At 64.0% G+C, this 22,319-nt stretch carries 22 protein-coding genes; 10 read left to right on the forward strand and 12 right to left on the reverse strand.

Features of this window, described 5'->3' with window-relative positions; all coding sequences use genetic code 11:
* Window positions 1–476: 476 nt before the first annotated feature.
* Window positions 477–1,148 (forward strand): response regulator, encoded by a 672-nt coding sequence (locus tag ACVINW_RS01760; RefSeq protein WP_456749706.1) that lies wholly within the window; start codon window positions 477–479, stop codon window positions 1,146–1,148.
* On the forward strand, window positions 1,148–2,551 hold the full coding sequence (locus tag ACVINW_RS01765) for a sensor histidine kinase (RefSeq protein ID WP_456756271.1): 1,404 nt from the start codon (window positions 1,148–1,150) through the stop codon (window positions 2,549–2,551). Before ACVINW_RS01760 ends, ACVINW_RS01765 begins: the two co-directional genes overlap by 1 nt.
* 106 nt (window positions 2,552–2,657) lie before the next feature.
* On the opposite strand, the gene ACVINW_RS01770 is transcribed toward ACVINW_RS01765, so the two are convergent.
* Both ACVINW_RS01770 and ACVINW_RS01775 read right to left on the reverse strand, forming a co-directional pair.
* Window positions 2,658–3,092: a VOC family protein gene (locus ACVINW_RS01770; RefSeq protein WP_456749707.1), complete on the reverse strand. Its 435-nt coding sequence runs from the start codon at window positions 3,090–3,092 to the stop codon at window positions 2,658–2,660.
* A gap of 194 nt (window positions 3,093–3,286) precedes the next feature.
* Window positions 3,287–4,297, reverse strand: a complete 1,011-nt coding sequence (locus tag ACVINW_RS01775; protein ID WP_456749708.1) for an alpha/beta hydrolase — start codon at window positions 4,295–4,297, stop codon at window positions 3,287–3,289.
* A gap of 227 nt (window positions 4,298–4,524) precedes the next feature.
* On the opposite strand from ACVINW_RS01775, the gene ACVINW_RS01780 reads away from it, so the two are divergent.
* Entirely contained in the window at window positions 4,525–6,051 is a 1,527-nt protein-coding gene (locus ACVINW_RS01780; RefSeq protein ID WP_456749709.1) for an amidohydrolase family protein, read from the forward strand.
* A gap of 159 nt (window positions 6,052–6,210) precedes the next feature.
* On the opposite strand, the gene ACVINW_RS01785 is transcribed toward ACVINW_RS01780, so the two are convergent.
* Window positions 6,211–6,948 (reverse strand): enoyl-CoA hydratase/isomerase family protein, encoded by a 738-nt coding sequence (locus ACVINW_RS01785; protein WP_456749710.1) that lies wholly within the window; start codon window positions 6,946–6,948, stop codon window positions 6,211–6,213.
* Between the two features lie 49 nt (window positions 6,949–6,997).
* Window positions 6,998–7,540, reverse strand: coding sequence for a cupin domain-containing protein (locus ACVINW_RS01790; protein ID WP_456756272.1), 543 nt, complete (start codon window positions 7,538–7,540; stop codon window positions 6,998–7,000).
* A 146-nt stretch (window positions 7,541–7,686) separates the two neighbouring features.
* On the opposite strand from ACVINW_RS01790, the gene ACVINW_RS01795 reads away from it, so the two are divergent.
* A complete protein-coding gene (locus tag ACVINW_RS01795) occupies window positions 7,687–7,902 on the forward strand; it encodes a CsbD family protein (RefSeq protein WP_456749711.1) in 216 nt (71 codons plus the stop codon).
* 56 nt (window positions 7,903–7,958) lie between these two features.
* Here ACVINW_RS01795 and ACVINW_RS01800 read toward each other — a convergent pair whose 3' ends face one another.
* From ACVINW_RS01800 to ggt, 3 genes are read right to left on the reverse strand one after another with little or no spacing between them, the layout of a single operon-like run.
* Window positions 7,959–8,966, reverse strand: coding sequence for a D-2-hydroxyacid dehydrogenase family protein (locus tag ACVINW_RS01800; RefSeq protein WP_456749712.1), 1,008 nt, complete (start codon window positions 8,964–8,966; stop codon window positions 7,959–7,961).
* A gap of 46 nt (window positions 8,967–9,012) precedes the next feature.
* Window positions 9,013–9,471, reverse strand: coding sequence for an FKBP-type peptidyl-prolyl cis-trans isomerase (locus tag ACVINW_RS01805; protein WP_456749713.1), 459 nt, complete (start codon window positions 9,469–9,471; stop codon window positions 9,013–9,015).
* 34 nt (window positions 9,472–9,505) lie between these two features.
* A complete protein-coding gene (gene ggt / locus ACVINW_RS01810) occupies window positions 9,506–11,092 on the reverse strand; it encodes a gamma-glutamyltransferase (RefSeq protein WP_456749714.1) in 1,587 nt (528 codons plus the stop codon).
* Window positions 11,093–11,285: 193 nt separating this feature from the next.
* On the opposite strand from ggt, the gene trhO reads away from it, so the two are divergent.
* Together trhO and ACVINW_RS01820 are read left to right on the forward strand one after the other, a co-directional pair.
* Entirely contained in the window at window positions 11,286–12,038 is a 753-nt protein-coding gene (trhO, locus tag ACVINW_RS01815) for an oxygen-dependent tRNA uridine(34) hydroxylase TrhO (protein ID WP_456749715.1), read from the forward strand.
* Window positions 12,031–12,246: a SlyX family protein gene (locus ACVINW_RS01820; protein WP_456749716.1), complete on the forward strand. Its 216-nt coding sequence runs from the start codon at window positions 12,031–12,033 to the stop codon at window positions 12,244–12,246. The genes trhO and ACVINW_RS01820 overlap by 8 nt, the downstream gene beginning before the upstream one ends.
* Window positions 12,247–12,276: 30 nt before the next feature.
* On the opposite strand, the gene ACVINW_RS01825 is transcribed toward ACVINW_RS01820, so the two are convergent.
* The gene (locus tag ACVINW_RS01825; protein ID WP_456749717.1) at window positions 12,277–13,164 is read right to left on the reverse strand and encodes a LysR family transcriptional regulator; all 888 of its coding nucleotides are present in this window, start codon (window positions 13,162–13,164) and stop codon (window positions 12,277–12,279) included.
* A gap of 398 nt (window positions 13,165–13,562) precedes the next feature.
* On the opposite strand from ACVINW_RS01825, the gene ACVINW_RS01830 reads away from it, so the two are divergent.
* From ACVINW_RS01830 to ACVINW_RS01840, 3 genes are read left to right on the forward strand one after another with little or no spacing between them, the layout of a single operon-like run.
* Entirely contained in the window at window positions 13,563–13,976 is a 414-nt protein-coding gene (locus ACVINW_RS01830) for a TadE/TadG family type IV pilus assembly protein (protein WP_456749718.1), read from the forward strand.
* Between the two features lies 1 nt (window position 13,977).
* Window positions 13,978–15,636, forward strand: a complete 1,659-nt coding sequence (locus tag ACVINW_RS01835) for a pilus assembly protein TadG-related protein (protein ID WP_456749719.1) — start codon at window positions 13,978–13,980, stop codon at window positions 15,634–15,636.
* Window positions 15,637–15,681: 45 nt separating this feature from the next.
* Window positions 15,682–15,972, forward strand: a complete 291-nt coding sequence (locus tag ACVINW_RS01840; protein ID WP_456749720.1) for a PilZ domain-containing protein — start codon at window positions 15,682–15,684, stop codon at window positions 15,970–15,972.
* A 218-nt stretch (window positions 15,973–16,190) separates the two neighbouring features.
* Here ACVINW_RS01840 and ACVINW_RS01845 read toward each other — a convergent pair whose 3' ends face one another.
* On the reverse strand, window positions 16,191–16,376 hold the full coding sequence (locus ACVINW_RS01845; protein ID WP_212017518.1) for a hypothetical protein: 186 nt from the start codon (window positions 16,374–16,376) through the stop codon (window positions 16,191–16,193).
* Window positions 16,377–16,497: 121 nt separating this feature from the next.
* On the opposite strand from ACVINW_RS01845, the gene hemE reads away from it, so the two are divergent.
* Window positions 16,498–17,544 carry a uroporphyrinogen decarboxylase gene (hemE, locus tag ACVINW_RS01850; RefSeq protein ID WP_456749721.1) on the forward strand — a complete coding sequence of 349 codons (1,047 nt, stop codon included), beginning with the start codon at window positions 16,498–16,500 and terminating at the stop codon, window positions 17,542–17,544.
* 267 nt (window positions 17,545–17,811) lie between these two features.
* On the opposite strand, the gene ACVINW_RS01855 is transcribed toward hemE, so the two are convergent.
* The 3 genes from ACVINW_RS01855 to ACVINW_RS01865 are packed head-to-tail and all read right to left on the reverse strand — an operon-like array spanning window position 17,812 to window position 22,071.
* Window positions 17,812–19,425: a GMC family oxidoreductase gene (locus ACVINW_RS01855; protein ID WP_456749722.1), complete on the reverse strand. Its 1,614-nt coding sequence runs from the start codon at window positions 19,423–19,425 to the stop codon at window positions 17,812–17,814.
* Window positions 19,426–19,484: 59 nt separating this feature from the next.
* Entirely contained in the window at window positions 19,485–21,074 is a 1,590-nt protein-coding gene (mhpA, locus tag ACVINW_RS01860; protein WP_456749723.1) for a bifunctional 3-(3-hydroxy-phenyl)propionate/3-hydroxycinnamic acid hydroxylase MhpA, read from the reverse strand.
* A 1-nt stretch (window position 21,075) separates the two neighbouring features.
* Window positions 21,076–22,071: a VOC family protein gene (locus ACVINW_RS01865; protein ID WP_456749724.1), complete on the reverse strand. Its 996-nt coding sequence runs from the start codon at window positions 22,069–22,071 to the stop codon at window positions 21,076–21,078.
* Window positions 22,072–22,319: the final 248 nt, after the last annotated feature.

The following is a 22,319-nucleotide window of genomic DNA, read 5'->3' on the forward strand; positions in this document are numbered from 1 at the left end:
GCACCCGATCGAACATGATCCGAGATCCTCGTCTTGGTGTTGCTGACGCCGTGTCGGCGCCTTCCACCGACATGCTCTTCACAGCGAGCATTACGATAGCCTGACGTGGCGCGGCTCATGCCTGCGATGACTTGTCCGCGCGCATGCCGGCGGCCGTCATTCGCTCGTAAGGTTGATCGATATCTCTTCCGCACAGGTCCCATGGAGGAGATGCGCCTGCACAAGCGCTATCATGATGGTCGTGACGCTGACTGGTTTGGCAGCGCCGGCCTCCGGAGCCGACGCTGGTTACGCGACAGCAGTCGCAAGGATCATTGGCGGCCTGCCGCCGGCGCGAGCGGGCTGATGGAGCCGGCTCAAAAAATCGATCCACATCAACATGTTGAGGTAGGAAATCGGACTTTTCAAGCCGGCCGTAATGTTATTGTAATCTGTCCGTAATGGGTGGCGCCGTATTTCATGCTTGGGAGAATACGGTGCGGGTTCTGGTCGTGGAGGATGACCCTCAGCTTGGGCCATGGCTGCGGGATACTCTGGCTGCGGCCTTCGGTTCGTCTGACATGGTCGCCACACTCGAGGAGGGGCGAGCCGCGGTCGCTGTGCGAAACTTCGACCTCGTGGTGATCGACCGCGGACTGCCGGACGGCGACGGTCTCGCATTGCTGCGCGACCTCAAGCAACAGAAACCCAGCCCTGCGACGATCGTGCTGACGGCGCTCGATGATCCGATCGATATTGCGCGTGCCCTCGACGAAGGGGCGGACGACTATGTAGCCAAACCTTTTGAACCGATCGAGCTGGTTGCGCGAGCAAGGGCCGTGCTCCGACGTCTCTTCCTGGACCGCGGGGCGATCGTTCGCATCGGCAATCTGAGCTACGACGTGCTCAATCGCGAGGTCTGCGTCGATCACACGCCAATTGTCGTTCCACGACGCGAATTGGCGATCCTGGAAGCAATGGTGCGGCGAATAGGCCGCGTGGTCCTGCGCGAGACTCTTGAAGTCGCCGCTTACAGTTTTGACGATGAGATACAATCAAACGCGATCGAGGCACACGTTTCGCGGCTGCGCCGACGTCTTCGTGCGGCCAACTGCAAGGTCGTCATCAAACCGGTACGTGGCCTCGGATATCTCTTGAGTGGTGAATGATGATGTTGAAGTGGCAAACGCTCAAGCGCAGCCATCGCTCGATTGCGGTGCTGTCCGCGACGCTGATCGGCGCGGTGACGACCATCATGCTGCTCTGCGCAGCCGCCTTGCTCATCCGATTCGGCGGTGACGATGACGGCACATGGGCGGCCGCCGACGTCGCCGACGCGTTGAAGGAGGCCGTCACCCGCAACGAAGCCGGACAGCTCGCGCTCAAGCCGACATCGAGGCTGGACGAGATCACCCGCAATTTCCCGACATTCTGGTATGTCGTGTCCGACAAGAGTGGAGAGGTCAGCTACGGCCCTGTACCAAAGTGGCGTCCACAGAAGACCCAGACATCCCGTGACGGGACGAGTTTCCTCGCCTACGCGTTTGACGGCGAAACCACCAATCTGAAGAAGATGGCCGCCGTCAGAAACACACCTGTGGGAGAGGTCTGGATTGAAACCGGTGGTGTGGCCTATACCGCCAGCCAATTGACGACCGGCATGCTCACCGATGCGACGATCGTTGCGCTTCCCATCATCCTTGTTCTGGCAGCAACGGCGATTACCGCGATGGTTTTCGTACCGACGCTTATCGCGCGTCCCGTCCGGGCCGTCGCGGCGGCCGCCGAGACGATCGATGGTGTTTCAGATGGCCGCCGACTGCCCGAGGCAGATGCGCCAACCGAACTCTTGCCTCTCGTGGCGGCGTTCAACCGCGCGCTGTCGCGAATAGACGTCGCTTCAAGGGCGCAACGAAACTTCCTGTCAAATGCGGCGCACGAGCTTCGTACGCCATTGACCAATGCGCGCACCATCATCGAGCAGGTTGAGGACCCCGTGTTGCGCACCAGGCTGATCGCCGAGAACCAGAAGCTGTCATCGATTGTCACCATGCTGCTCCAGCTGGCACGCATCTCGGCGGAGCCCGCCGAACTGGTCGAACTGGACCTTGCGGCGCTCGCCCGCCGAGTTGCGGCCGAGCACGTGCCGATGGCGTTGAAGAATGGCAGCGACGTCGAATTCATCGAGCCTTCGCACCCGGTCTGGGTTCGTGGCTCGGAAGCTGCGATCGCGGTCGCGCTTTCGAATCTGATCCGAAACGCCGTGACTCATGGCGAGGCGGGCGGCTCTGTCCTCATCAAGGTCGGCGCACCCGCGCGATTGAGCGTGATCGACTTCGGATCGGGTCTCCAACCGGGGCAGCCCGAACGTCTGCTTGAGCCCTTCACACGCGGCAGCACACGCATGGAAGGAACAGGGTTAGGGCTTTCGATTGTTTCCCAGGTGATGACCACCCACAACGGCAGCGTTTCCCTGTCCGACACGCCTGGAGGCGGCGCCACGGTCGAACTGAACTTTCCGTTCTGTCGGCAATCCGACACGCCTCTCGGGATACGAGCCGCCCAGGCATGACCGGCGCATGGCCGAACGACATCACCGCCGCCTGAAGTCTCGCAATCCGCCGCGAAGCGGATTGCGACCTGTCGCTCACCTTGGAATGCCTCGAATGCGCAGCGGCTCAGGCGGTCGCCGCACTCTGCGCCTTGGTTGCGGCTTCGACGTCCATCCACATCACTTCCCAGATGTGCCCGTCGGGATCCTCGAAGCTGCGGCCATACATGAAGCCGTAATCCTGCTTCGGCGACGGATCGGCGCTGCCGCCGGCGCCCTTCGCCCTGGTCACGTAGCCGTCGACGGCGTCGCGGTTCTCGGCCGAGAGGCAGATCAGCACTTCGCTGGTGGTTTTGGCATCGGCGATGGTCTTCGGCGTGAACTGCCGGAATTTGTCGTGGGTCAGCAGCATCACGAAAATCGTCTCGGAGATCACCATGCAGGAGGCGGTGTCGTCGGAGAACTGCGGATTCTTGCTGGCGCCGATCGCCTCGTAGAACGCGGTGGCGCGGGCCAGATTGCTGACCGGCAGGTTGACGAAGATCATTGTGGGATTGGCCATAAGGGGCACTCCAGTTGGCGGGGTTGTGCCCCGAGGACGAACCGCATAGCCGGATTCCGACATCCACTGTAAGAAATTTTAGCCCGTCATTCCGGGGCGATGCGGAGCATCGACCCTCAGGCGCGCAATTGCGCACCGGGGAATCTCGAGGTTCCGGATTCGTGCTCCGCACGCCCCGGAACGACGGTGTGTTATCAGGTCACGATCGGCGTCGGCATGGTCAGGAACGCCCAGGTGACGTGCCAGAACAGCTCGCGATTGATGGCAAGCGCCACCGAATGTGCCGTGCCGGGCAGAATGATGAACTGCCGGTCGCCGTTCGGCAGCTGGTTGAAGAACTCCTCGAGATCGGGCACCGCCGCGATCCCGTCATATTCGCCGCGGACCAGCAGCACCGGCGCCAGCACCTTGTCCGGGTGCACCACCGGCAAATTGGCCGTCATGTCGAGATAGGTGCCGGTCGGGATCTGGTCGCCGAACTGCATCTCGACATCGGCCAGCGCTTCCATCACGGCGGGGTCCGACGTGCCGGGTCTGTCGCGGGTCGCGATCGAGCGGATCATGTCGCGGTCGCGCTTGCGCATATTGTGGCTGCGGTAATAGGCCAGCTGCTCGGCCCGCTTGGCCAAAGTCGGCGAGCCCTCGCCCTTGTACGTGAAGGCGGCGAACACCAGCCGGTCGATCCGCTCGGGCGCGGCCATCGCGAACGCGCCGGCCCGCAGCGCACCGGAGGACTCGCCGACGAAGTGATATCGCCGCTCGCCGGTCTCGCGGGCGATCACCTCGACCGCCGCTTTCAGATCCTCGACGCCGCTCGCGATATCTGCATTGCCCGAGGTGCGGCCGGACTTGCCATAGTTCTCGTGATCCATGGTCCAGCAATCGAAGCCGTAGCGCGCAAAAACGTTGAGCAGCGAATACTCGCCCTTGCCGGGCACGGTGAGGTCGAATGCCCTCGATGTCACCGACGAGCCGTGGACGAAGAACACCACGGGCCGCGCCGGCTCGCCCGGCTTCGGCGCGCCGATCCGCTTGCGGAACATCCACAGCGGGATGTCGCCCTTCTTCGCCCAATATTCATTGCTCCATATTTCGCCCTCGGTGGGAACTGCGACTGCCGCCTGCGCCGCGCCGAATGCACCGCCGGCCGCTGCAAGGCCGATTCCCTTGATGATGCTGCGCCTCGAATGACCTGACGACATCATGTTCGCCTCCCTTCCGGATTTCTTCTTATCGATCCGGTACGAGCGAGCATAGCAGCGTACGCGTGCCACAGCGAGCGCACGCGCGATGCCGGCATCTCACCATGACAAATACGATGCACGATTTTGTGAACGCGGCTTGCGGCAATCGGCGCGGACGACGGACGAACTTGGTCCTAGTCTCCGCAGCGATCCGACCGGAAATATCCGGCGAGACGCGGGAGCGAAGAATGAGCAGCAATCTCACCGACGAAGAACTTGCCGCCTTGATGCCCTCCGAACTGTGCCAGTACCAGACCCCGATCCCGACCCAGATCGTCTCCAGCGACGAGTTCTATCCCGATCCGCAGAACGAACGGCAGCGCGAGGTCGAGGCGCGGCTGCTCGCGATGGCCGACGATCTCGGTGGCAAGCAGGGCCTCGATCGCCGGAAATTCTTCCAGACCGCGGCCGGCATGGCCGCCTCCTTCGTCGCGATGAACCAGGTCTATGGCGAGTTGTTCGATGTGACGGCGGCCGAGGCCGCGACGCCTTCGATGGCGCAGGAGCGCGCCAACACCCTGAAAGACCAGTTCATCATGGACATGCACACGCATTTCCTGCGCGACGACACCCGCATCATGGGTTTTGTGGAAATGCGCAAGGCGGTCGGCAAGGCCGGCTGGAACAAGGAGCTCAACGATCACGAGCAGACCATCGAGGATCTCAAGTTCAACAACTACAAGAAGGAGATGTTTCTCGATTCCGACACCAAGATCGCGCTGATCTCCTCGGCGCCGTCGGATATCGAACAGGACTGGTTCCTGACCAACGAGCAGATGGCCGCCGCGCGCAAGCAGATCAACAACGAGGCCGGCTCGCGGCGGGTTTTCTGCCACGCCATCTTCACGCCCGGGCAGCCCGGCTGGCTCGACAAGCTGGACGCCGCGCTGGCGCTCGGCCCGGAGTCCTGCAAGGGCTACACGATCGGCGACAACACGCACAAGGAGATCAGCCGCTATCCCTGGCGGCTGGACGACGAGAAGGTCACCTACAAGGGCTATGAGAAGATGGTGAAGGCGGGCATCAAGAATGTCTGCGTCCACAAGGGCCTGTTCCCGCCCGGGATCGAGAAGCAGTATCCGAACCTGCGCGGTTTCGCCGACGTCGCCGATGTCGGCCAGGCGGCCAAGGACTGGCCGCAGCTCAACTTCATCATCTATCACTCGGCCTATCGCCATGTCGGCGGCGATCCGAGGGTTGCGCTCGCCGAGTTCGAACGCACCGGCCGGATCGCCTGGACGAGCGACCTCGCCGATATCCCGGCGCAGTACGGCGTCAACAATGTCTATGGCGATGTCGGGCAGTTGTTCGCGACCACGCTGGTCGCCGAGCCCAATGTCTGCGCCGCGCTGATGGGCACGCTGATCAAGGGCCTGGGCGTCGATCACGTCTGCTGGGGCACCGATGCGCTGTGGACCGGCGCGCCGCAATGGCAGATCGAGGGCCTGCGGCGGCTGGAGATTCCTGAGATGATGCAGAAGAAGTTCGGCTACGCGCCGCTCGGGCCCGCCGACGGGCCGGTGAAGACCGCGATCTTCGGCGACAACAACGCCCGGCTCTACAACGTCCAGCCGAAGCGCGCGATGCTCGACATCAAGGGTGATCGCTTCGCGATGATGAAGGCGCAGTATGAGAAGGCTGGCCCGGAGCCGTCGAACAGGCGCTACGGCTATGTGGTGCCGAACGGTGTGATCGATCACACGGTGTTTGCGTAGTCCTCAGCCGTCATTCCCCGGTGCGCAATTGCGCACCTGAGGGCGACGCGCAGCGTCGAGCCCGGAATCCATTTCGCAGCAACGATCGCGGTCGAATGGATTCCGGGCTCTCGCTTCGCGAGCCCCGGAATGACGAAAATAGTCAGGGCTCCGCTCGCGCTACTTCCCCGTAAACTTCGGCTTCCGCTTCTCGGCGAACGCCTTGACGCCTTCCTTGAGGTCGTCGCTGTCTCGCACTTCGTCGAGCAGCCGCCGCACGTCGGCGACTGTCTCCAGCGGCCCCTTCGGCATGGCCTCACGGGCGAGCTTCTTCAGCGCGCGCACCACCAGCGGCGCGTTGCCGGCAATCTTGGCGGCCATCTGCTGCGCCATCGCGACGTGTTGCCCCTTCGGCGCGACCTTGTTGACGAAACCGATCTGGAAGGCGCGTTCCGCCGACATCTCCTCGCCGACCAGCAGAAATTCCATGGCGATCTTGTGCGGCATCCGTGCCATCACCGACGAGACGCCGCCGGCCGTCGTACCGATTTTGCCCTCGGGATAGATGAAGCGCGTCGTTTCCGACGCCACGCACAAATCGGCCATCTGGACCAGCACGAAGGCGCCACCGACCACCCAGCCCGACGTCGCCGCAATGACCGGCTTGTCGAGCTCGACGCCGAGGCCAGGGACCGCGTGCCACATATTGACGGGAAGGTCGGCGACATCGGCACCGACGGAGAAATACTTCTCCTCCGCGGAAGCCAACACCGCGACGCGATCGTCGCTGTCCCGAAACCCTAGCCAGGCGTCGCGCAACTCCGTGCACAACGCGTTGTTCAGCGCGTTGTGTTTCTCGCTGCGTGCCATCGTGATGGTGGCGACGCGGTCGGCGCTCTCGTATCGAACGAGCGTCATGCTGGCCTCCCTGTTCGTTATTGTTGTCCGTCGCGGCGATGCCGCGCGGCTATTTCTTCTCGTCGGGATGCCGGTGCACCGGATCGACCCACAGCACGTTCTCAGGCTTCTCGACCGGCTCGATGTCGAGATTGATCGCGACCGCCTCGCCGTCGGAGCGCACCAGCACGCATTCCAGCACCTCGTCCGGGCTGGCGTTGATCTCCTGGTGCGGCACGTAGGGCGGCACGAAGATGAAATCGCCCGGACCGGCCTCGGCGGTGAATTGCAGCTTCTCGCCCCAGCGCATCCGCGCCTTGCCCTTCACCACATAAATGATGCTTTCGAGATGGCCGTGGTGATGTGCGCCGGTCTTGGCGTCCGGCTTGATGCTGACGGTGCCCGCCCACAGTTTCTGCGCGCCGACGCGGGCGAAATTGATCGCGGCCTTGCGGTCCATGCCGGCGGTCGACGGCACGTTCGGATCGAGCTGGTTGCCGGGAATCACGCGGACGCCGTCGTGCTTCCAACGCTCGTCGTCATGATGGTGATGACCGTGGTCATGGTGATGACCGTGGTCATGGGAATGGGTGTGATCGTGGGAACCGCTCATCATTCTTGCTTTCGTTGGTCAAGTATTGTGGCCGGAACGCTACCGAAAACCACGCGGAGAGGCGAGCGCAAAATCGGAACAATGACAAATCGGAACATCGCCATGTCGCAGCGCGTTAGGTCGGCGTATTCCAAAGGAGTCATTTCATGCGTAGCACGACTTACAAGATCAGGGGTACCGCCAACGAGGCGGTCGGCAGGTTCAAGCGGCGTCTTGGCAAGCTCACCGGCTCCCCGGCGATGCAGGGCAGAGGCGTGATCCTGGAAGCCAAGGGCAAGGGACAGAAGGCGCTCGGCGGCATCAAGACCGTCGTCCGACATGCCGTCAACAAGGTGACCGCAGCGGCTCACTGGACCCGCTGAAGGATGATGAGATGGGCCGACCATCGGGCCGGCCGTCCGAGCGTTGACGACGCCGGTCAGCCGCGCGGGCGCGGATGTGTCAGCACATCCGGATGTGCAAGCACATCCGGATTCACCACATTGGTCGGCGTACCGGCCGCATAGGCGACGATCTGATCGAAGATATCGGTGAACTGGATCTCGTATTCGTCGCGCGAGACGTAGCCGAGATGCGGCGTGCAGACCACATTGTCCATGTTGAGCAGAGGGTCGGCCGTGTCGCGCAGCGGCTCCTTCTCGTAGACGTCGATCGCGGCCATGCCGGGGCGGCCGGCGCGTAGCGCGTCGACCAGCGCGCCCGGCTCGATCAGCGGCGCTCGGCTGGTGTTGACGAGCAGCGCGGTGTCTTTCATCCGCGCGAGGTCTTCCGCCTTGACGATGCCGCGCGTCGCGTCGACCAGCCGCATATGCAGCGACAGCACGTCGCAGCGGGCGAAGAAATCGGCCTTGCTGGCCGCCGTCTCGTAGCCGTCGGCGCGCGCCTTGGCCAGCGCGCCCGCGCGCGCCCAGACCAGCACGTTCATGCCGAACGCCTTGCCATAACCGGCGACCACGGCGCCGATACGTCCGTAGCCATAGATGCCGAGCGTCTTGCCGCGCAGCGTATGACCGACGCCGATCTGCCACTTGCCGGCCTTCAGCGCCGCCATCTGCTGCGGGATCGCCCGCATCGCCGCGAGGATCAGACCCCAGGTGAACTCGGCGGTGGCGTAGGACGGGGTATCGGCATGCTGGCTCGACGACACGATGATGCCGAGCCGGGTGCAGGTGTCGATGTCGATATGCGGATAGACGCTGCGCTGGCTGATCAGCTTCAGCTTCGGCAGCCGTTCGAGCAGCGGCGTGCGGATCTGGGTCCGTTCGCGGATCAGCACCAGCGCGTCGGTATCGGAGAGCCGCTCGGCAAGCGCGTCGACGTCCTGGACATGATCGTTCCAGATCGTGACGTCGTGGCCATCGAGCTTGCGGAAGCAATCGAGGGTGCGCAGCGTGTCGAAATAATCGTCGAGGATCGAGATCTTCATCGCTGCGCCCCTCTTGTCGTGGGCCGGGTAATTGGCGGCCGGTGGCTTACTTCACACCGAGCAGTTCGACGTCGAACATCAGCGTGGCATTCGGCGGGATCACGCCGCCGGCGCCGCGCGCGCCGTAACCGAGGTTCGGCGGGATGATCAGCGTCCGCTTGCCGCCGACCTTCATGGTGGCGACGCCCTCGTCCCAGCCCTTGATGACGTGGCCCTGGCCGATCGGAAACTCGAACGGCTCGTTGCGGTCGACGGACGAGTCGAATTTCTTTCCCTTCTGGCCGTTCTCGTAGAGCCAGCCGGTGTAGTGCATGACGCAGGTCTGGCCGGGCTTCGGCGAAGCGCCGGTGCCGACCTTGCTATCGATGATCTGAAGGCCTGAAGCTGTGGTCATGGGCTTTCCTGCGGTTTGAGCCGTTGCCGTTCCGGCGGCAACGGACGTGGAGACTGCCGCCGCAAGGCCGGCGAACGCAGCCTTGATGATCGTGCGTCGTGAAGATTGCATCCCGGACGTCCTTCCTTGATTGATATCGATCCGATCAGTAGCCGAGCGCGCAGCCGTCCTTGCGCGGATCGGAGCCGCCGGTCAGCGTGCCCTTATCCCAGTCGATCCAGATGCCCTGGCCGCCGCCGAGCGGGGCGACCACGCTGGTGGTCTTGTGGCCGATCTTCTTCAGGCCTTCGACGATCTCCGCCGGCACCGAATCCTCGAGCTGGTAGACGCCCTCGTAATGCAGGCCGCGCGGCATGTCGATCGCCTCCTGCACGTCGCAGCCATAGTCGAGCATGTTGGTCAGTACATGGGTCTGGCCCACCGGCTGATACTGTCCGCCCATCACACCGAACGACATCACGGAGCGACCGTTCTTCGTCGCCAGCGCCGGGATGATGGTGTGCAGCGGACGCTTGCCCGGCGCGATGCAGTTCGGATGGCCGGGCTGGATGCGGAAGCCGCCGGCGCGGTTCTGCAGCAGGACGCCGGTCTTGTTGGAGACGATCGCCGAGCCGAACGAATGCGCGATCGAGTTGATGAAGGAGCAGACGTTGCGATCCTTGTCGACCACCGTGATGTAGACCGTCGACGGGTTCATCGGCGGCGCCACGTTCGGCAGGTCGAGCAGGCCGTCCATCCGGATGTTCTTGATGTGCTCGTCGGCGAATTCGCGGGCGAGGATGCCGGCGACATCGACATGCACCTGCTGGGGATCGCCGATATGCTGCTCCCGCATCATGTAGGCGATGCGCGCAGCCTCGGCTTCGAGGTGGAAACGCTCGACGCTGAGCGGCTTGTATTTGGTCAGGTCGAAGCGCGACAGGATGTTGAGCATCACCAGCATGGTGATGCCGGGGCCGTTCGGCGGGCACTGCCAGACGTCATGGCCCTTGTACAGGGTGCCGATCGGCGCGGTGGTCTCGGTCGAATGCGCCGCGAAGTCTTCCAGCGTGTGCAGGCCGCCGATGCCGCGCAGCGTGTCGACCATGTCGGCGGCGATCTCGCCGCTATAGAAAGCGTCGCGGCCCTTTTGCGCGATCGCGCGCAAGGTCTTGCCGAGCTCGGGCTGGCGGATCACGTCGCCGGCAACCGCAGGCTTGCCATGCGGCAGCAGATAGCGCTCGGTATTGGTGCCGTTCTTCAGCTTCTCGTAGCCGTTCTTCCAGTCGAAGGCGATGCGCGGCGCGACGACATAGCCCTCTTCGGCGGCCTTGATCGCGGGCTGCAGCAGCCGGTCGAAGCCGAATTTGCCGTGATCCCGCAGGATCACGTCCCAGGCATCGATCGCGCCGGGAATGCTGACGGCATGCGCGGAGGTCAGCGGCACCGAATGGATCTTGCGTTCGAGATACCACTCGACATTGGCCGCCATCGGCGCCCGGCCGCTGCCGTTATAGGCCGTGATCTTGCCCTCGCCCTTCGGCTGGATCAGGGCAAAGCAGTCGCCGCCGATGCCGGTCGATTGCGGCTCGATGACGCCGAGCAGCGCGCAGGCCGCGACCGCAGCGTCGGCCGCCGTGCCGCCCTCGCGCATCACCTCGATGGCCACCAGCGCTGCCTCGGGATGCGAGGTCGCCACCATCGCGTTCTGGGCATGGACCGTGGAACGGCCGGCGAAATGGAAATTCCTCATAACGGAGTGCTCGCTTGATCGTACGGGTCTGATGTTGCCGCGACGGATGATGGCAAGGGATGCCAAAGGATGCAGAGTACATGGCACATTCATCCCCGGCAGGGCAATGCCTGGCATGCCAGAGGAATTATCCCGATTATGCATGGCTTTGCGGGGTTTCGCCGGTTTGAGCGGCCTGATAAACCCCGGGGCCATGCCCCTCAAGGTCGCCGCCTTCTACCAATTCGCCGCGCTGCCGGATTTCCGCGCACTGCGCGAGCCGCTGCGCGCGCTCTGCGCCGGGCTCGATCTCAAAGGCAGCGTGCTGCTGGCGCATGAGGGCATCAACGGCACCGTTGCAGGCAGCTGCGACGGCATCGATGCCTTCGTCGCGGAGCTCGGACACGGGCCGCTGTTCGGCGGACGTCTCGACAATCTCGAGCTGAAATTCTCCGAAGCCGCCAAGATGCCGTTTCAACGGCTGAAGGTGCGGCTGAAGAAGGAGATCGTGACGCTCGGCGACAGCACGGTCGATCCGACCCGGCAGGTCGGCACCTATGTCGACGCCAGCGATTGGAACGCACTCATCACCTCGCCTGACGTCATGGTGCTCGACACCCGCAACGCATTCGAGGTCGCGATGGGCACCTTCGAGGGCGCGGTGGATCCCAAGATCGCGAGCTTTGGACAATTCAAGGACTTTGCCGCGCAACAACTCGATCCGGCGAAGCACCGCAGGATTGCGATGTTCTGCACCGGCGGCATCCGTTGCGAGAAGGCCAGCGCCTATCTGCTGGCGCAAGGCTTCACCGAGGTCTATCACCTCAAGGGCGGCATCCTCAGATATCTCGAGGACATTCCGCAGCAGGACAGCCGCTGGCGCGGCGGCTGCTTTGTGTTCGACGAGCGTGTCGCGCTCGGCCACGGCCTGCACCAACATGGATGCGGGGACGCCGTCCATGAGTGACGCGGCAGGACTGAGCGAACGGATCGACGCGCTGGAGGTCCGCCTGACCTACCAGGACGAAACCATCGAGACGCTGAACCAGACCATCACCGCGCAATGGAAGCAGATCGACGCGCTGACCCGCCAACTCGCCGAGTTGCGCGACCGGCTGCAGGACGCCGAACGTCAAGCGCCGGGGCCCGCCAACGAGCGCCCACCGCACTATTGATCGGAACCGCGGGATTGCCGCGGCACCGGACTACATGTTGCTCACCTGACGCATCGGCTTCGCGCCGCTGAAGAACAGGCTGGACAAACGCTGCACCATCGCCGTCGCACGGCTGCCTTCGAGGCCCGGGCGAACACACAGCAGGCGCTTCTGCACCGGCAGTTCCGGAAGATAATAGTCCTTCGCCGAAATCAACGAAGACGGGATCATCCGCTCGGGGCATGCCGTCAGGCCGTACCCGGCCCGTGCGGCCTCCAGTCGCAGCTGGTGGTTCGGGCTCCTGAACACGATCTTGTACGAGATGTTGTGCTTGGTGAGCGTCCGGATCATCCAGTCGTCGCCCGGCCACGCCAGGATCGGGATCGGGGCGCCCGGCCGCAGCACAAAATCGCGTGATCGTACCCAGACCGAACGTTCGTCGGCCTCGGCGGCGATGGTCACCTCGTCTTCGTTCTCGAGCGAAGGGTTGCTGTAGACGAAGGCGATATCGATGTACCCGTCGATCAATCCCCTGATGACGATCGGCGACATGTCGGCGTGAACCAGCATATCGGCGAGGGCATCGGCCGGATGGAGCTTGAGGAATTCGTCGGCGAGCATCGTGCTCATTCCCAACCGCAATGGCTGGGGTCCTTCATGACTGCCACCGAGTCGAAGCAGTTGATCGTTGGCTTCGAGGATTCGCCTGGCCTGCTGCACGGCAACCTTGCCGAGTTCAGTAGTCGTGGTGCCGTTCGCTGTTCTAACGAACAGCGCGCCGCCAACCAGGCTTTGCAATCGCTTGACCTGTGAACTGATCGCCGGCTGACTGAGGCCGAGACGTTCACCGGCTTTCGACAGACTTCCCGTCTCTGCAATTGCAACGACGGTGCGAACAATCTCAGTCGGAATATTCAAATGCTGACGTGGTCTGTGCATCGCGAGCCCTCCAATCTCAGCACGGGACGCAGTTACGATCTCCATAGTATGTGATTCAGCTATACTAACATTTGGTTGCACTTTCGTTTAGCCTCAATTTGTCGCGACGCCGCAGCAACTGCGGCTTATATGTATCGTTACGTGCATTGCCACGTAATGCTACGGTATCGGACAGCTGCTTCTGCACACATGCGCAGCACACCGACACCGGCGACCCCCGGATTTCTGCGGATATGGCATCAAACATTTTGATTGCCCCATAACGTGCGGCGCACCCGATAACTTCCGACGCGGTCATTGATCTGAATTGACGTCACTGATTCGCGAAAGCGTTTTCATAGTTTTCCTTAATCAAAGCCTCGCAACGTGACGCCGTAGCTTGCGTGTCGAGGTGTGCAATGACCAGGTTTTTTCGCTGTCGAAGCGGCGCTTCTGCTGTCGAATTTGCGCTGATGCTGCCGCTGTTTCTCGCCTTCATTTTCGGCATCATCGTATTCGGCTCATATCTCGCCATGGTGCATGGCGTTCAGCAACTCGCCGCCGAGGCGGCGCGATCGTCGATCGCTGGCATGACGGATACCGAACGCAACAGCCTCGCGACCAACTACGTCACCGCCAACGCCGCGACCTATCCGCTGCTCGTTGCCAGCAATCTCACGGTCAATGCGGCGCCGTCCCCATCGAATGCCAACGTCTACGTCGTGACGGTCAACTACAACGCGGCCGGCAACTTCATCTACAAGCTGCCGTTCGTCCCGGCGCCGGCGAGCACGATCGTGCGCTCGGCGGCCATCCAATACGGGGGGTTCTAGGATGACGGGCATCTTCATGCTGATGCGGCGCTTCGGCGCCGACGAACGCGGCAACTTCGCGATGATCTCGGCCGGCCTGATGACGCTCGTGATCGGGTGCGCCGGGCTTGCAATCGACCTTGGCACGATCTTCGCCGACCGGCGCAAGACCCAGAGCACCGCGGACCTGGCCGCGATCGTCGCCGCCGCCAATCTGAGCAACCCGGTCAACGCCGCCACCGCGACGGTGACGCAGAACAACTATCCGGCCAGCGCGCTGGTCAAGGTCGAGACAGGGACCTACACCGCAAACAGCGCCATCGCGCCGCAGTCCCGCTTCGTGACCCCGGCGGTCGGCACCGCCAATGCCGCGCGCGTCACGCTGACGACCCAGACGCCGCTCTATTTCGCGCGCTATTTGACCGGCGCCAGCAGCTTCAACATCACGACCACCGCCACCGCGACATCGACCGAAATGGCCTCGTTCGCGATCGGCTCACGGCTGCTCTCGGTCAATGGCGGCGTGCTCAACGCGCTGCTCGGCTCGATGCTCGGCACCACGCTGTCGCTCTCGGTGATGGACTACAATTCGCTGATCAGCGCCAAGATCGACGCCCTGGATTTCCTGTCGGCGCTGGCAACCCGGGTCAACCTGACCGGCGTCACATACAGCGACCTGCTGAGCAGCAACATCAAGGTCGGCGACATCATTGCGGCCGCGCTGTCGACGCAGCAGATCACCAATGGCGCGAACGCCGCGACGACCGCGCTGTCGACGATCTCCCAGGCCGTCACCGGCTCTTCAACCAAGATTTCGCCGGGCACCCTGATCGATCTCGGCCCGTTCGCCAACCTCACGGTGGGGCAAAAACCCAAGGTCGGCGCCAGCGTTTCGGTATTCGATCTCGTCAACACGGTGGCTCAGATCGCCAATGGCAACAATCAGATTGCAACCTCGGTCAATCTCGGCCTGCCCGGCATCGCCAATGTGTCCGTGATCGCAACGATCGGCGAACGCCCGGTCGGTTCGAGCTGGATCGCGATGGGCACCCAGGGCGTGAGCGTGCACACCGCGCAGACCAGGGTCCTGGCGACCATCAATGTGCTCGGTTCCGGCAGCATCGCGTCGATCAATCTGCCGGTCTATGTCGAGGTCGCCTCCGGAACCGCGACGCTCAACGCGGTGTCCTGCGGCCATCCGAACATCAACACCTCGCAGGTGACGATCGGCGTGACGCCTGGAATCGTGGATGCCTGGATCGGCAACGTCACGACGGCCGACATGACCAATTTCACGACCAAGCCCAATCCACCTCCGGCACTGCTGGCCACTGTGCTGGGGATCCAGATCACGGGCCTGGCTCATGCCGGCATGGGCAACACCTCGCCGACCAACGTCAATTTTAGCTACAGCGACATCCAGTCCGGGACCAAGAAGACGGTGACGACGACCAACTTCCTGACGTCGCTGACCAGCACCCTGCTCGGCAACCTCTCGCTCACCATCGCAGGCATTCCGCTCCCGGGATTGGGCGCGCTGGTGATGAGCATCCTGAGCGCCGTGACGAGCCCGATCGATCAAGTGCTGGCGACGCTGCTCTCGACGCTCGGCATCGGGCTCGGCCAGGTCGACGTCTGGGTGCTGGGCATCCGCTGCGACGGCGCCGTGTTGGTCAATTAGGGGCGCGACCGCAACGGAGCATCATGTCGGGGTAGGGAGACGGCCGTGAGTACAACAATAAGAAGATACAAGACCGACAGCCAGCGGACGCCCCTGATGAAGCGCGGAACGATCCTGTTCCGCAACACCAGCGTCGGATGCCTGGTGCTGAACATCTCGACCGGAGGCGCCGGGCTTGCGGTGGAAAGCGACGAGGCGATCCCGTTCGCGTTCGATCTCGAGATCGAGAGTGAGCCGATCCGGCGGCATTGCATTCTGGTCTGGCGCCTCGAACGCCGGCTCGGCGTGACCTTCGAATTCGACCGGATGCAGCGCCCGGAAAGCGGCCCGGTTTAGCCTGGTCCAACGACGTGCGGGCGGCTTCGCTCATCGAAGCCGCCCGCAAACATATATGGCGTGCAGCGTCAGCCACAGGATAACAGCAATTGCTGCCGCCACGATCGCGCTCCACGCCAGGGGCGCGGTGCGCTTCGAGCCGCCGCTGCGCGGCCAATGGTTCCTCGCATGGCTGAACTCATCTTGCATCGTGGTTAGCAAGCGCTGGGATATACCAGCTAATTGTCCCGGTTGCCGTCGTGCTTCGACGGCGCGGGCTGCGTCACGCTGACCGGATCGGAAGCCGGGAAGGTATCCTCCAGTCCCTCCTTGAGCCGCGAGCGCGCCTTTCGGTCGGCAGCCTGCGCCTCGTGCGGCTTCTCGGCATGCTTGTCATGCGGGGCAGGATCGAATTTCTCGGTCATCTCGTCCCTCCATTCGGGGAGACAACGGCCGGTACAGAGGCGGGTTCCAGAACCGCCTTGGCCCATTGCGCCGCAGCGTGTATCAGGGGCGCAAATTTGACCGTGCTCAGGAACTAGCCACGTGCCCCAGGATTCCACCAAGAAGCCGTTCATCGAGGTCCTGTCGGGCCACCGCCTGGCCGTGCCACCGCTCTGGATGATGCGGCAGGCCGGCCGCTACCTGCCGGAATATCGCGAGCTGCGCGCCAAGGCCGGCGGCTTCCTCGATCTCTGCTTCACGCCCGAGTTCGCCACCGAGGTGACGCTGCAGCCGATCCGCAGGTTCAATTTCGATGCCGCGATCATCTTCTCCGACATCCTGGTGATCCCCTATGCGCTCGGCCGTTCGGTGCGCTTCGAGGCCGGTGAAGGGCCGCGGCTCGATCCGCTGGCAACGCCGGGCGAGATCGCGACACTGGCCACGCAGGCCAATTTCGACCAGCTCGAGCCGGTGTTCGAGGCGCTGCGCCGGGTGCGGCGCGAGCTTGCGCCCGAGATCGCCCTGATCGGCTTCTGCGGCGCGCCTTGGACGGTCGCGACCTACATGGTGGCCGGACAGGGCACGCCGGACCAGGCCCCGGCACGGATGCTCGCCTATCGCCATCCGGACGCCTTCGCCGGGATCATCGACGTCCTGGTCGAGAACTCGATCCACTATCTGGTCGGCCAGTTGAAGGCCGGCGCCGACTGCCTGCAGATCTTCGACACCTGGGCCGGCGTGCTGCCGCCGCGCGAATTCGCCCGCTGGTCGATCGAGCCGACGAAACGCATCGTTGCCGGCGTGCGCAAGCAGGTCCCCGGCGCCAGGATCATCGGCTTCCCGCGCGGTGCCGCGGGCATGCTGCCGGCCTATGTCGAAGAGACCGGCGTCGATGCCGTCTCGATCGATTGGGCGGCCGAGCCGTCGATGATCCGCGAGCGCGTGCAGGGCCGCGTCGCGGTGCAGGGCAATCTCGATCCGCTGGCCCTGATCGCCGGCGGCACAGCGCTCGACCGCGCGGTGGACGACGTGCTGGAGAATTTCGGCAAGGGCCGGCTGATCTTCAATCTCGGCCACGGCATCCTCCCCGAGACGCCGATCGCCCATGTCGAGCAGATGGCCGCGCGGGTGCGGGCGTATAAGGGGTAGAGCCCTGTAGCCCGGATGGAGCGTAGCGCAATCCGGGTTTCTCCCCTCAGTCGATGGTCTGGCCCCGGATTTCGCTTCGCTTCATCCGGGCTACGCCAGTTCATTGCGGGCTACGCCCCACTCCATCACCGTCACCCTGAGGAGACCGCGCAGCGGTCGTCTCGAAGGGTCCACGGCCCGGACCTCTCCGAGCCGTCAGCGCGGGGCCGTGCATCCTTCGAGACGCGCGCGAGAGCGCGCTCCTCAGGATGACGGAACTGAGTATTCCTACCGCGCATCCTCCAAAATCATGTCCGACGCCTTCTCCGCGATCATGATCGTCGGCGCGTTGGTATTGCCCGACATCAGGTCCGGCATCACGGAGGCATCGACCACGCGCAGACCGTCGATGCCGCGCACCTTGAGCCGCTGGTCGACCACCGCGAGCGGATCGTTGCCCATCCGGCAGGTCGAGGTCGGATGATAGACCGTGCTGCCGGTGCGGCGGCAGAACTCCAGCAGATCGTCGTCGCTGACCACCTTGGCGCCGGGATCGACTTCGCCGACCGCGTATGATTTCAGCGCCGGTGCGGCCAGGATCTTGCGCAGGATGCGGATGCCGTCGATGAAGGCGCGGCGGTCGGTCTCGGTCGCGAGATAATTGATGCGGATTTCCGGCGGCACGCTGGGGTCGGCGCTCCTGATCTTCAGCGAGCCGCGGCTCTCCGGACGCAGCTGGCAGACCGAGGCCGTAAAGCCCGAGAACGGATGCAAATTCTCGCCCATCTTGTCGGTCGAGAACGGCAGGAAGTGGATCTGGATGTCGGGCGAGGCCAGCCGCGGGCTGGTCTTGAAGAACGCGCCGGAGGTGCCGGCGGCAATCGTCAGCGGCCCCTTGCGCAGTGCCGCGTAGCGCAGGCCCGCCATGACGCGGCGCACCGGATGATTGACGATGTCGTTCAGCGTGACGCTCTGCGCGCAGCGCGTGACGATGCGCACCTGCATGTGATCCTGCAGATCGTTGCCGACGCCGGGCGCGTCGAGCAGAATCTCGATACCATGCTGCTTCAACAGATCGGCCGGGCCGATGCCGGAGAGTTGCAGCAATTGCGGCGAGTTGTACGCGCCGCTCGACACCAGCACCTCCTTGCGCGCCTTCGCTGTGCGCAACTGCCCGCCCTGCTTGTAGGCGACGCCGTTCGCGCGCTTGCCGTCGAACAGGATGCGCTGCGCCAGCGCCGAGGTCTCGACATGCAGATTGCCGCGGGTCAGCGCCGGCCGCAGATAGGACCGCGCCGTCGAGGCGCGCCGGCCGCGCCGCGTCGTGGTCTGGAAGAAGCCCGCGCCCTCCTGGGTCGCGCCGTTGAAATCCGGGTTGGTTGGAATGCCGATCTCGGCCGCGGCGTGCACGAAGGCTTCCGACAGCGGGTCGTGATGCCGCCAGTCCGACACCGGCAGCGGACCGCCGGTGCCGTGATATTTGTCGCCGCCGCGCTGCTGATCCTCGGCCTTTTTGAAATAGGGCAGCACGTCGTCATAGCCCCAGCCGGCATTGCCGCGCTGGCGCCAGCGGTCGTAGTCCTCGTGCTGGCCGCGCACATAGAGCAGGCCGTTGATCGAGCTCGAGCCGCCGAGCACCTTGCCACGCGGCTGGAACACCTGTCGGCCGTTCAGGCCGGGCTCCGGCTCGGTCTGGTACATCCAGTTGACGGATTTTTCCTTGAACAACTTGCCGTAGCCGAGCGGCACATGGATCCAGATGTTGCTGTCCTTCGGCCCGGCCTCGAGCAGCAGCACCGAGTGCTTGCCGTCGGCGCTCAGGCGGTTGGCGAGCACGCAACCGGCCGAGCCGGCACCGACGATGACGTAATCATACTCGGCCGCATCACTATTGTTGTTCACTGGTTTCCCCCGGAATTTCTTTGTTCCGGTGGTACAGACAAAGCACCGTCTTGAAAAGGCTAGGGCTCTGCGCTGAGGTTCTGGAGCAGTTGCCTGACAAGCATATTGAGCTTGTCGGCGTTCCCGGCGGCGCCGAACACATAACGATCGGGCCGCACAATGACGGCCGACGCGTCGTGTTGCTGCATCCACCCCGCGAACAGTCCGTCGCGCTCGACCACCGTCAGGATACCGTCAGTATCGCTGCTTTCGCCTGACGCAGCGATGACAACGCGCTGGCCGGCGAAACGCTGCCAGGCGGCACGAGACTCCTCCGACAGCCAAGCCATCGGCTCGGCGCTCGCCGTCGCAATCGCAAATTCCGGTTGCAGCAGATCGTCGAGCCGGCAGGTCCGCCCGTCCGGCGCGCACACATGCGGCTGCACGAACAGCCGCCCGGCAAGCACGGCATCGCGCGCGATCAGGCCGGTAACGAGATCGGGAATGAATTTCTGCCGGATGGTTTCGGCCGTGCCTGCCTTCAGCTCGGCGCGCAGCCGCAGGTCGCGTTCGGCCGCAGCCACCGGATCGAGCTCGCCGATGATCTTGCCGAACTCCTTGGCGCTGGCGACGACGGTGCGGACATGCGGCTTGCGCTCGATCTCGTAGCTGTCGAGCAGCGTCTCGTCAGCGTCACCGCGCAGCACCAGCCGCAGCTTCCAGGAGAGGTTCACGGCGTCGCGGATGCCGGCGCACAGCCCCTGCCCGAGGAACGGCGGCGTCTGGTGCACGGCGTCGCCCATCAGCAGCACGCGGCGATCGCGCCAGCGCTGCCCGAGAAGGGCGTGGAAACGATAGACCGCCGAGCGCCAGATCGTCAGGTCGGAGATGTCGGTGAAGCCCTTGAGCAGTTGCACCACATTGTCGGGCGCGCCGAACGCCTCGGGATCCTCGCCGGGCAGCAGCTTGATCTCCCAGCGCCGCAGATTGCGCGGCCCGGGAACGAAGGTGCCGGGGCGCTGTGGCCAGCAATATTGAAAGCTCTTGGCCGGCCGCTTGGCGGGATCGCTGGTCAGCGTGTCGACCACCATCCACCATTCATCGAAGGCGAGATCGTCGAGGCCGACGCCGAGCTGCTTGCGCACAAAGCTGTTGGCGCCATCGCAGCCGACCAGATAGCGCGCGCGGATCGAAAACTCCTCGCCGGATTCGCGCCGCGCGGTCAGCGTCACCGCGTCGTCGTCCTGCCGCAATGCCACGCCGGCGGCTGCAAGAACAACGTCGGCATGCGGAAAGCCGGCGAGCTTGTCGCGCAGCGCCTGCTCGAGGTCCGGCTGCACGAAGGTGACGTTCGGAATCCAGCCGAGCGGGAACGGCGGCGGCATCGGGTCGAAGATCTTGATGATCTCGCCGTCGACGCCGAGATAGTGCGAGCCGTTATGCGGAGCGATCGCCTGCTCCATGAACTCGCCGAGCCCGATCGCCTGCAGCACGCGCAGCGCCTCATGGTCGAGCGTGATCGCACGCGGCTTGTCGTAGATCTCGGCGACGCGCTCGACGACGGCGACGCTCAGGCCCGCTTTCGCGAGCAGATTGGCGAAGATGGCACCGACCGGCCCGAGGCCGACGATCGCCACATCATGGCTGGAGTTCGCGGCCGACAGTGACATGCTACTTCGCGAGGTAGCTCTCGAGCGTCACCGGCTTCGGCTTGATCTGCGGCTCGCGGATCGCGACACCTTCGAACGGCGTCGCTTCCTCGAACCAGGCCTGCCGCGCCGGCAGGCCCCATGGAAACGAGATCGTGTGGTCGGACGGATCCCAGCCGATCGGCTCGTTCTCGATGTCCATGATCTGGTAGTGCGTGTTGAACAGCTCGACGCGGTGTCCGTCGGGATCGCGCATGTAGACATACATCGCGTGCCCCGGCCCGTGCCGCCCCGGGCCGCGCTCGACGGCGGCGCCATAGCCGAGCTCACCGGCGATATCGCAGGCGTTCAGCAGATGATGAACCTCGGGCGCGAGGAACGCGAAATGATGCAGCCGCGGTCCGGCGCCGTTGAAGAACACGATGTCGTGCGGATTGCCCTTGCGTTGCAGGAACACGCCGCGCAGATCGAACGTGGCGGCGGGCGCGATGTACTCGCTGAGCCGAAAGCCGGCCGCGGTGTAGAACTCGCAGGCCTTGCGGACCTCCGGGGTCAGCACCTGGTAATGATCGAGGCGCAGCGCGGAGCCGCCGGCATGGCGGGTGAATCGGGTGATCATGCGCGGCTCGACCGGCATGGTGGCGCAGAACTCCAGCGGCGTGCCGGCCGGATCGGTCGCATGCAAGGTGCGGCCCTGATGCGGCACCTCGGCCCAGCCGGCCCGGCATCCGTTGGCTTCGAAGAAGGCCTTGAGCCGGTCTAGATCGTCATCCCTGAACACCCGCAAGCCCAGCCGCGCGCAGACGGCGTCCGCGCCCTTGCGCAACACGAGGCTGTGATGACAGGCCTCCTCGACGCCGCGGAAATACAGCGCATCGCCCTCCTCTACGGTCAGGATCAGCCCGATCACCTTCTCGTAGAACTGCCGGCTTGCCGCGAGGTCACGCACGGTCAGGACGACATGGCTGGCCCGCGTGATCCGGAACCCGGGATCGTGGTTCGTGGTCGGGAGGCTCATGCGCACCTTCTGGTTCTTGTCGCTCGCGGGAACTCAAGTCATTGCGAAAAACCGGCGGAGGATCAAGCCGCGTGGCGCTAGGCAGTCTCTGCGGGTCCCCGACGTCCCGTCACGCATTTGTATCGATTTGTTAGCAATGCCCGCCAGTGGAACCGGAACCAGCGCCCGCCGTGGCAGGGTCCGTCCCAATAGTTCATAGTTTGTCAAAGGTTTGCAGAGAATTCTTCGCTGCTACGCCCTGGCCAACC

It is taken from the genome of Bradyrhizobium sp. USDA 4461 (assembly GCF_054055655.1).

What these genes read in the sequence shown, in the direction of transcription:
- ACVINW_RS01790 (WP_456756272.1), bottom strand. Translation starts at nt 7,540, where the DNA reads ATGAGCGGTTCCCACGATCACACCCATTCCCATGACCACGGTCATCAC.
- ACVINW_RS01795 (WP_456749711.1), top strand. Translation starts at nt 7,687, where the DNA reads ATGCGTAGCACGACTTACAAGATCAGGGGTACCGCCAACGAGGCGGTC.
- ACVINW_RS01780 (WP_456749709.1), top strand. Translation starts at nt 4,525, where the DNA reads ATGAGCAGCAATCTCACCGACGAAGAACTTGCCGCCTTGATGCCCTCC.
- mhpA (WP_456749723.1), bottom strand. Translation starts at nt 21,074, where the DNA reads ATGTCACTGTCGGCCGCGAACTCCAGCCATGATGTGGCGATCGTCGGC.
- ggt (WP_456749714.1), bottom strand. Translation starts at nt 11,092, where the DNA reads ATGAGGAATTTCCATTTCGCCGGCCGTTCCACGGTCCATGCCCAGAAC.
- ACVINW_RS01765 (WP_456756271.1), top strand. Translation starts at nt 1,148, where the DNA reads ATGATGTTGAAGTGGCAAACGCTCAAGCGCAGCCATCGCTCGATTGCG.
- ACVINW_RS01845 (WP_212017518.1), bottom strand. Translation starts at nt 16,376, where the DNA reads ATGACCGAGAAATTCGATCCTGCCCCGCATGACAAGCATGCCGAGAAG.
- ACVINW_RS01800 (WP_456749712.1), bottom strand. Translation starts at nt 8,966, where the DNA reads ATGAAGATCTCGATCCTCGACGATTATTTCGACACGCTGCGCACCCTC.
- ACVINW_RS01785 (WP_456749710.1), bottom strand. Translation starts at nt 6,948, where the DNA reads ATGACGCTCGTTCGATACGAGAGCGCCGACCGCGTCGCCACCATCACG.
- ACVINW_RS01830 (WP_456749718.1), top strand. Translation starts at nt 13,563, where the DNA reads ATGACCAGGTTTTTTCGCTGTCGAAGCGGCGCTTCTGCTGTCGAATTT.
- ACVINW_RS01805 (WP_456749713.1), bottom strand. Translation starts at nt 9,471, where the DNA reads ATGCAATCTTCACGACGCACGATCATCAAGGCTGCGTTCGCCGGCCTT.
- ACVINW_RS01865 (WP_456749724.1), bottom strand. Translation starts at nt 22,071, where the DNA reads ATGAGCCTCCCGACCACGAACCACGATCCCGGGTTCCGGATCACGCGG.
- ACVINW_RS01825 (WP_456749717.1), bottom strand. Translation starts at nt 13,164, where the DNA reads ATGCACAGACCACGTCAGCATTTGAATATTCCGACTGAGATTGTTCGC.
- ACVINW_RS01770 (WP_456749707.1), bottom strand. Translation starts at nt 3,092, where the DNA reads ATGGCCAATCCCACAATGATCTTCGTCAACCTGCCGGTCAGCAATCTG.
- ACVINW_RS01820 (WP_456749716.1), top strand. Translation starts at nt 12,031, where the DNA reads ATGAGTGACGCGGCAGGACTGAGCGAACGGATCGACGCGCTGGAGGTC.
- ACVINW_RS01775 (WP_456749708.1), bottom strand. Translation starts at nt 4,297, where the DNA reads ATGATGTCGTCAGGTCATTCGAGGCGCAGCATCATCAAGGGAATCGGC.
- trhO (WP_456749715.1), top strand. Translation starts at nt 11,286, where the DNA reads ATGCCCCTCAAGGTCGCCGCCTTCTACCAATTCGCCGCGCTGCCGGAT.
- ACVINW_RS01835 (WP_456749719.1), top strand. Translation starts at nt 13,978, where the DNA reads ATGACGGGCATCTTCATGCTGATGCGGCGCTTCGGCGCCGACGAACGC.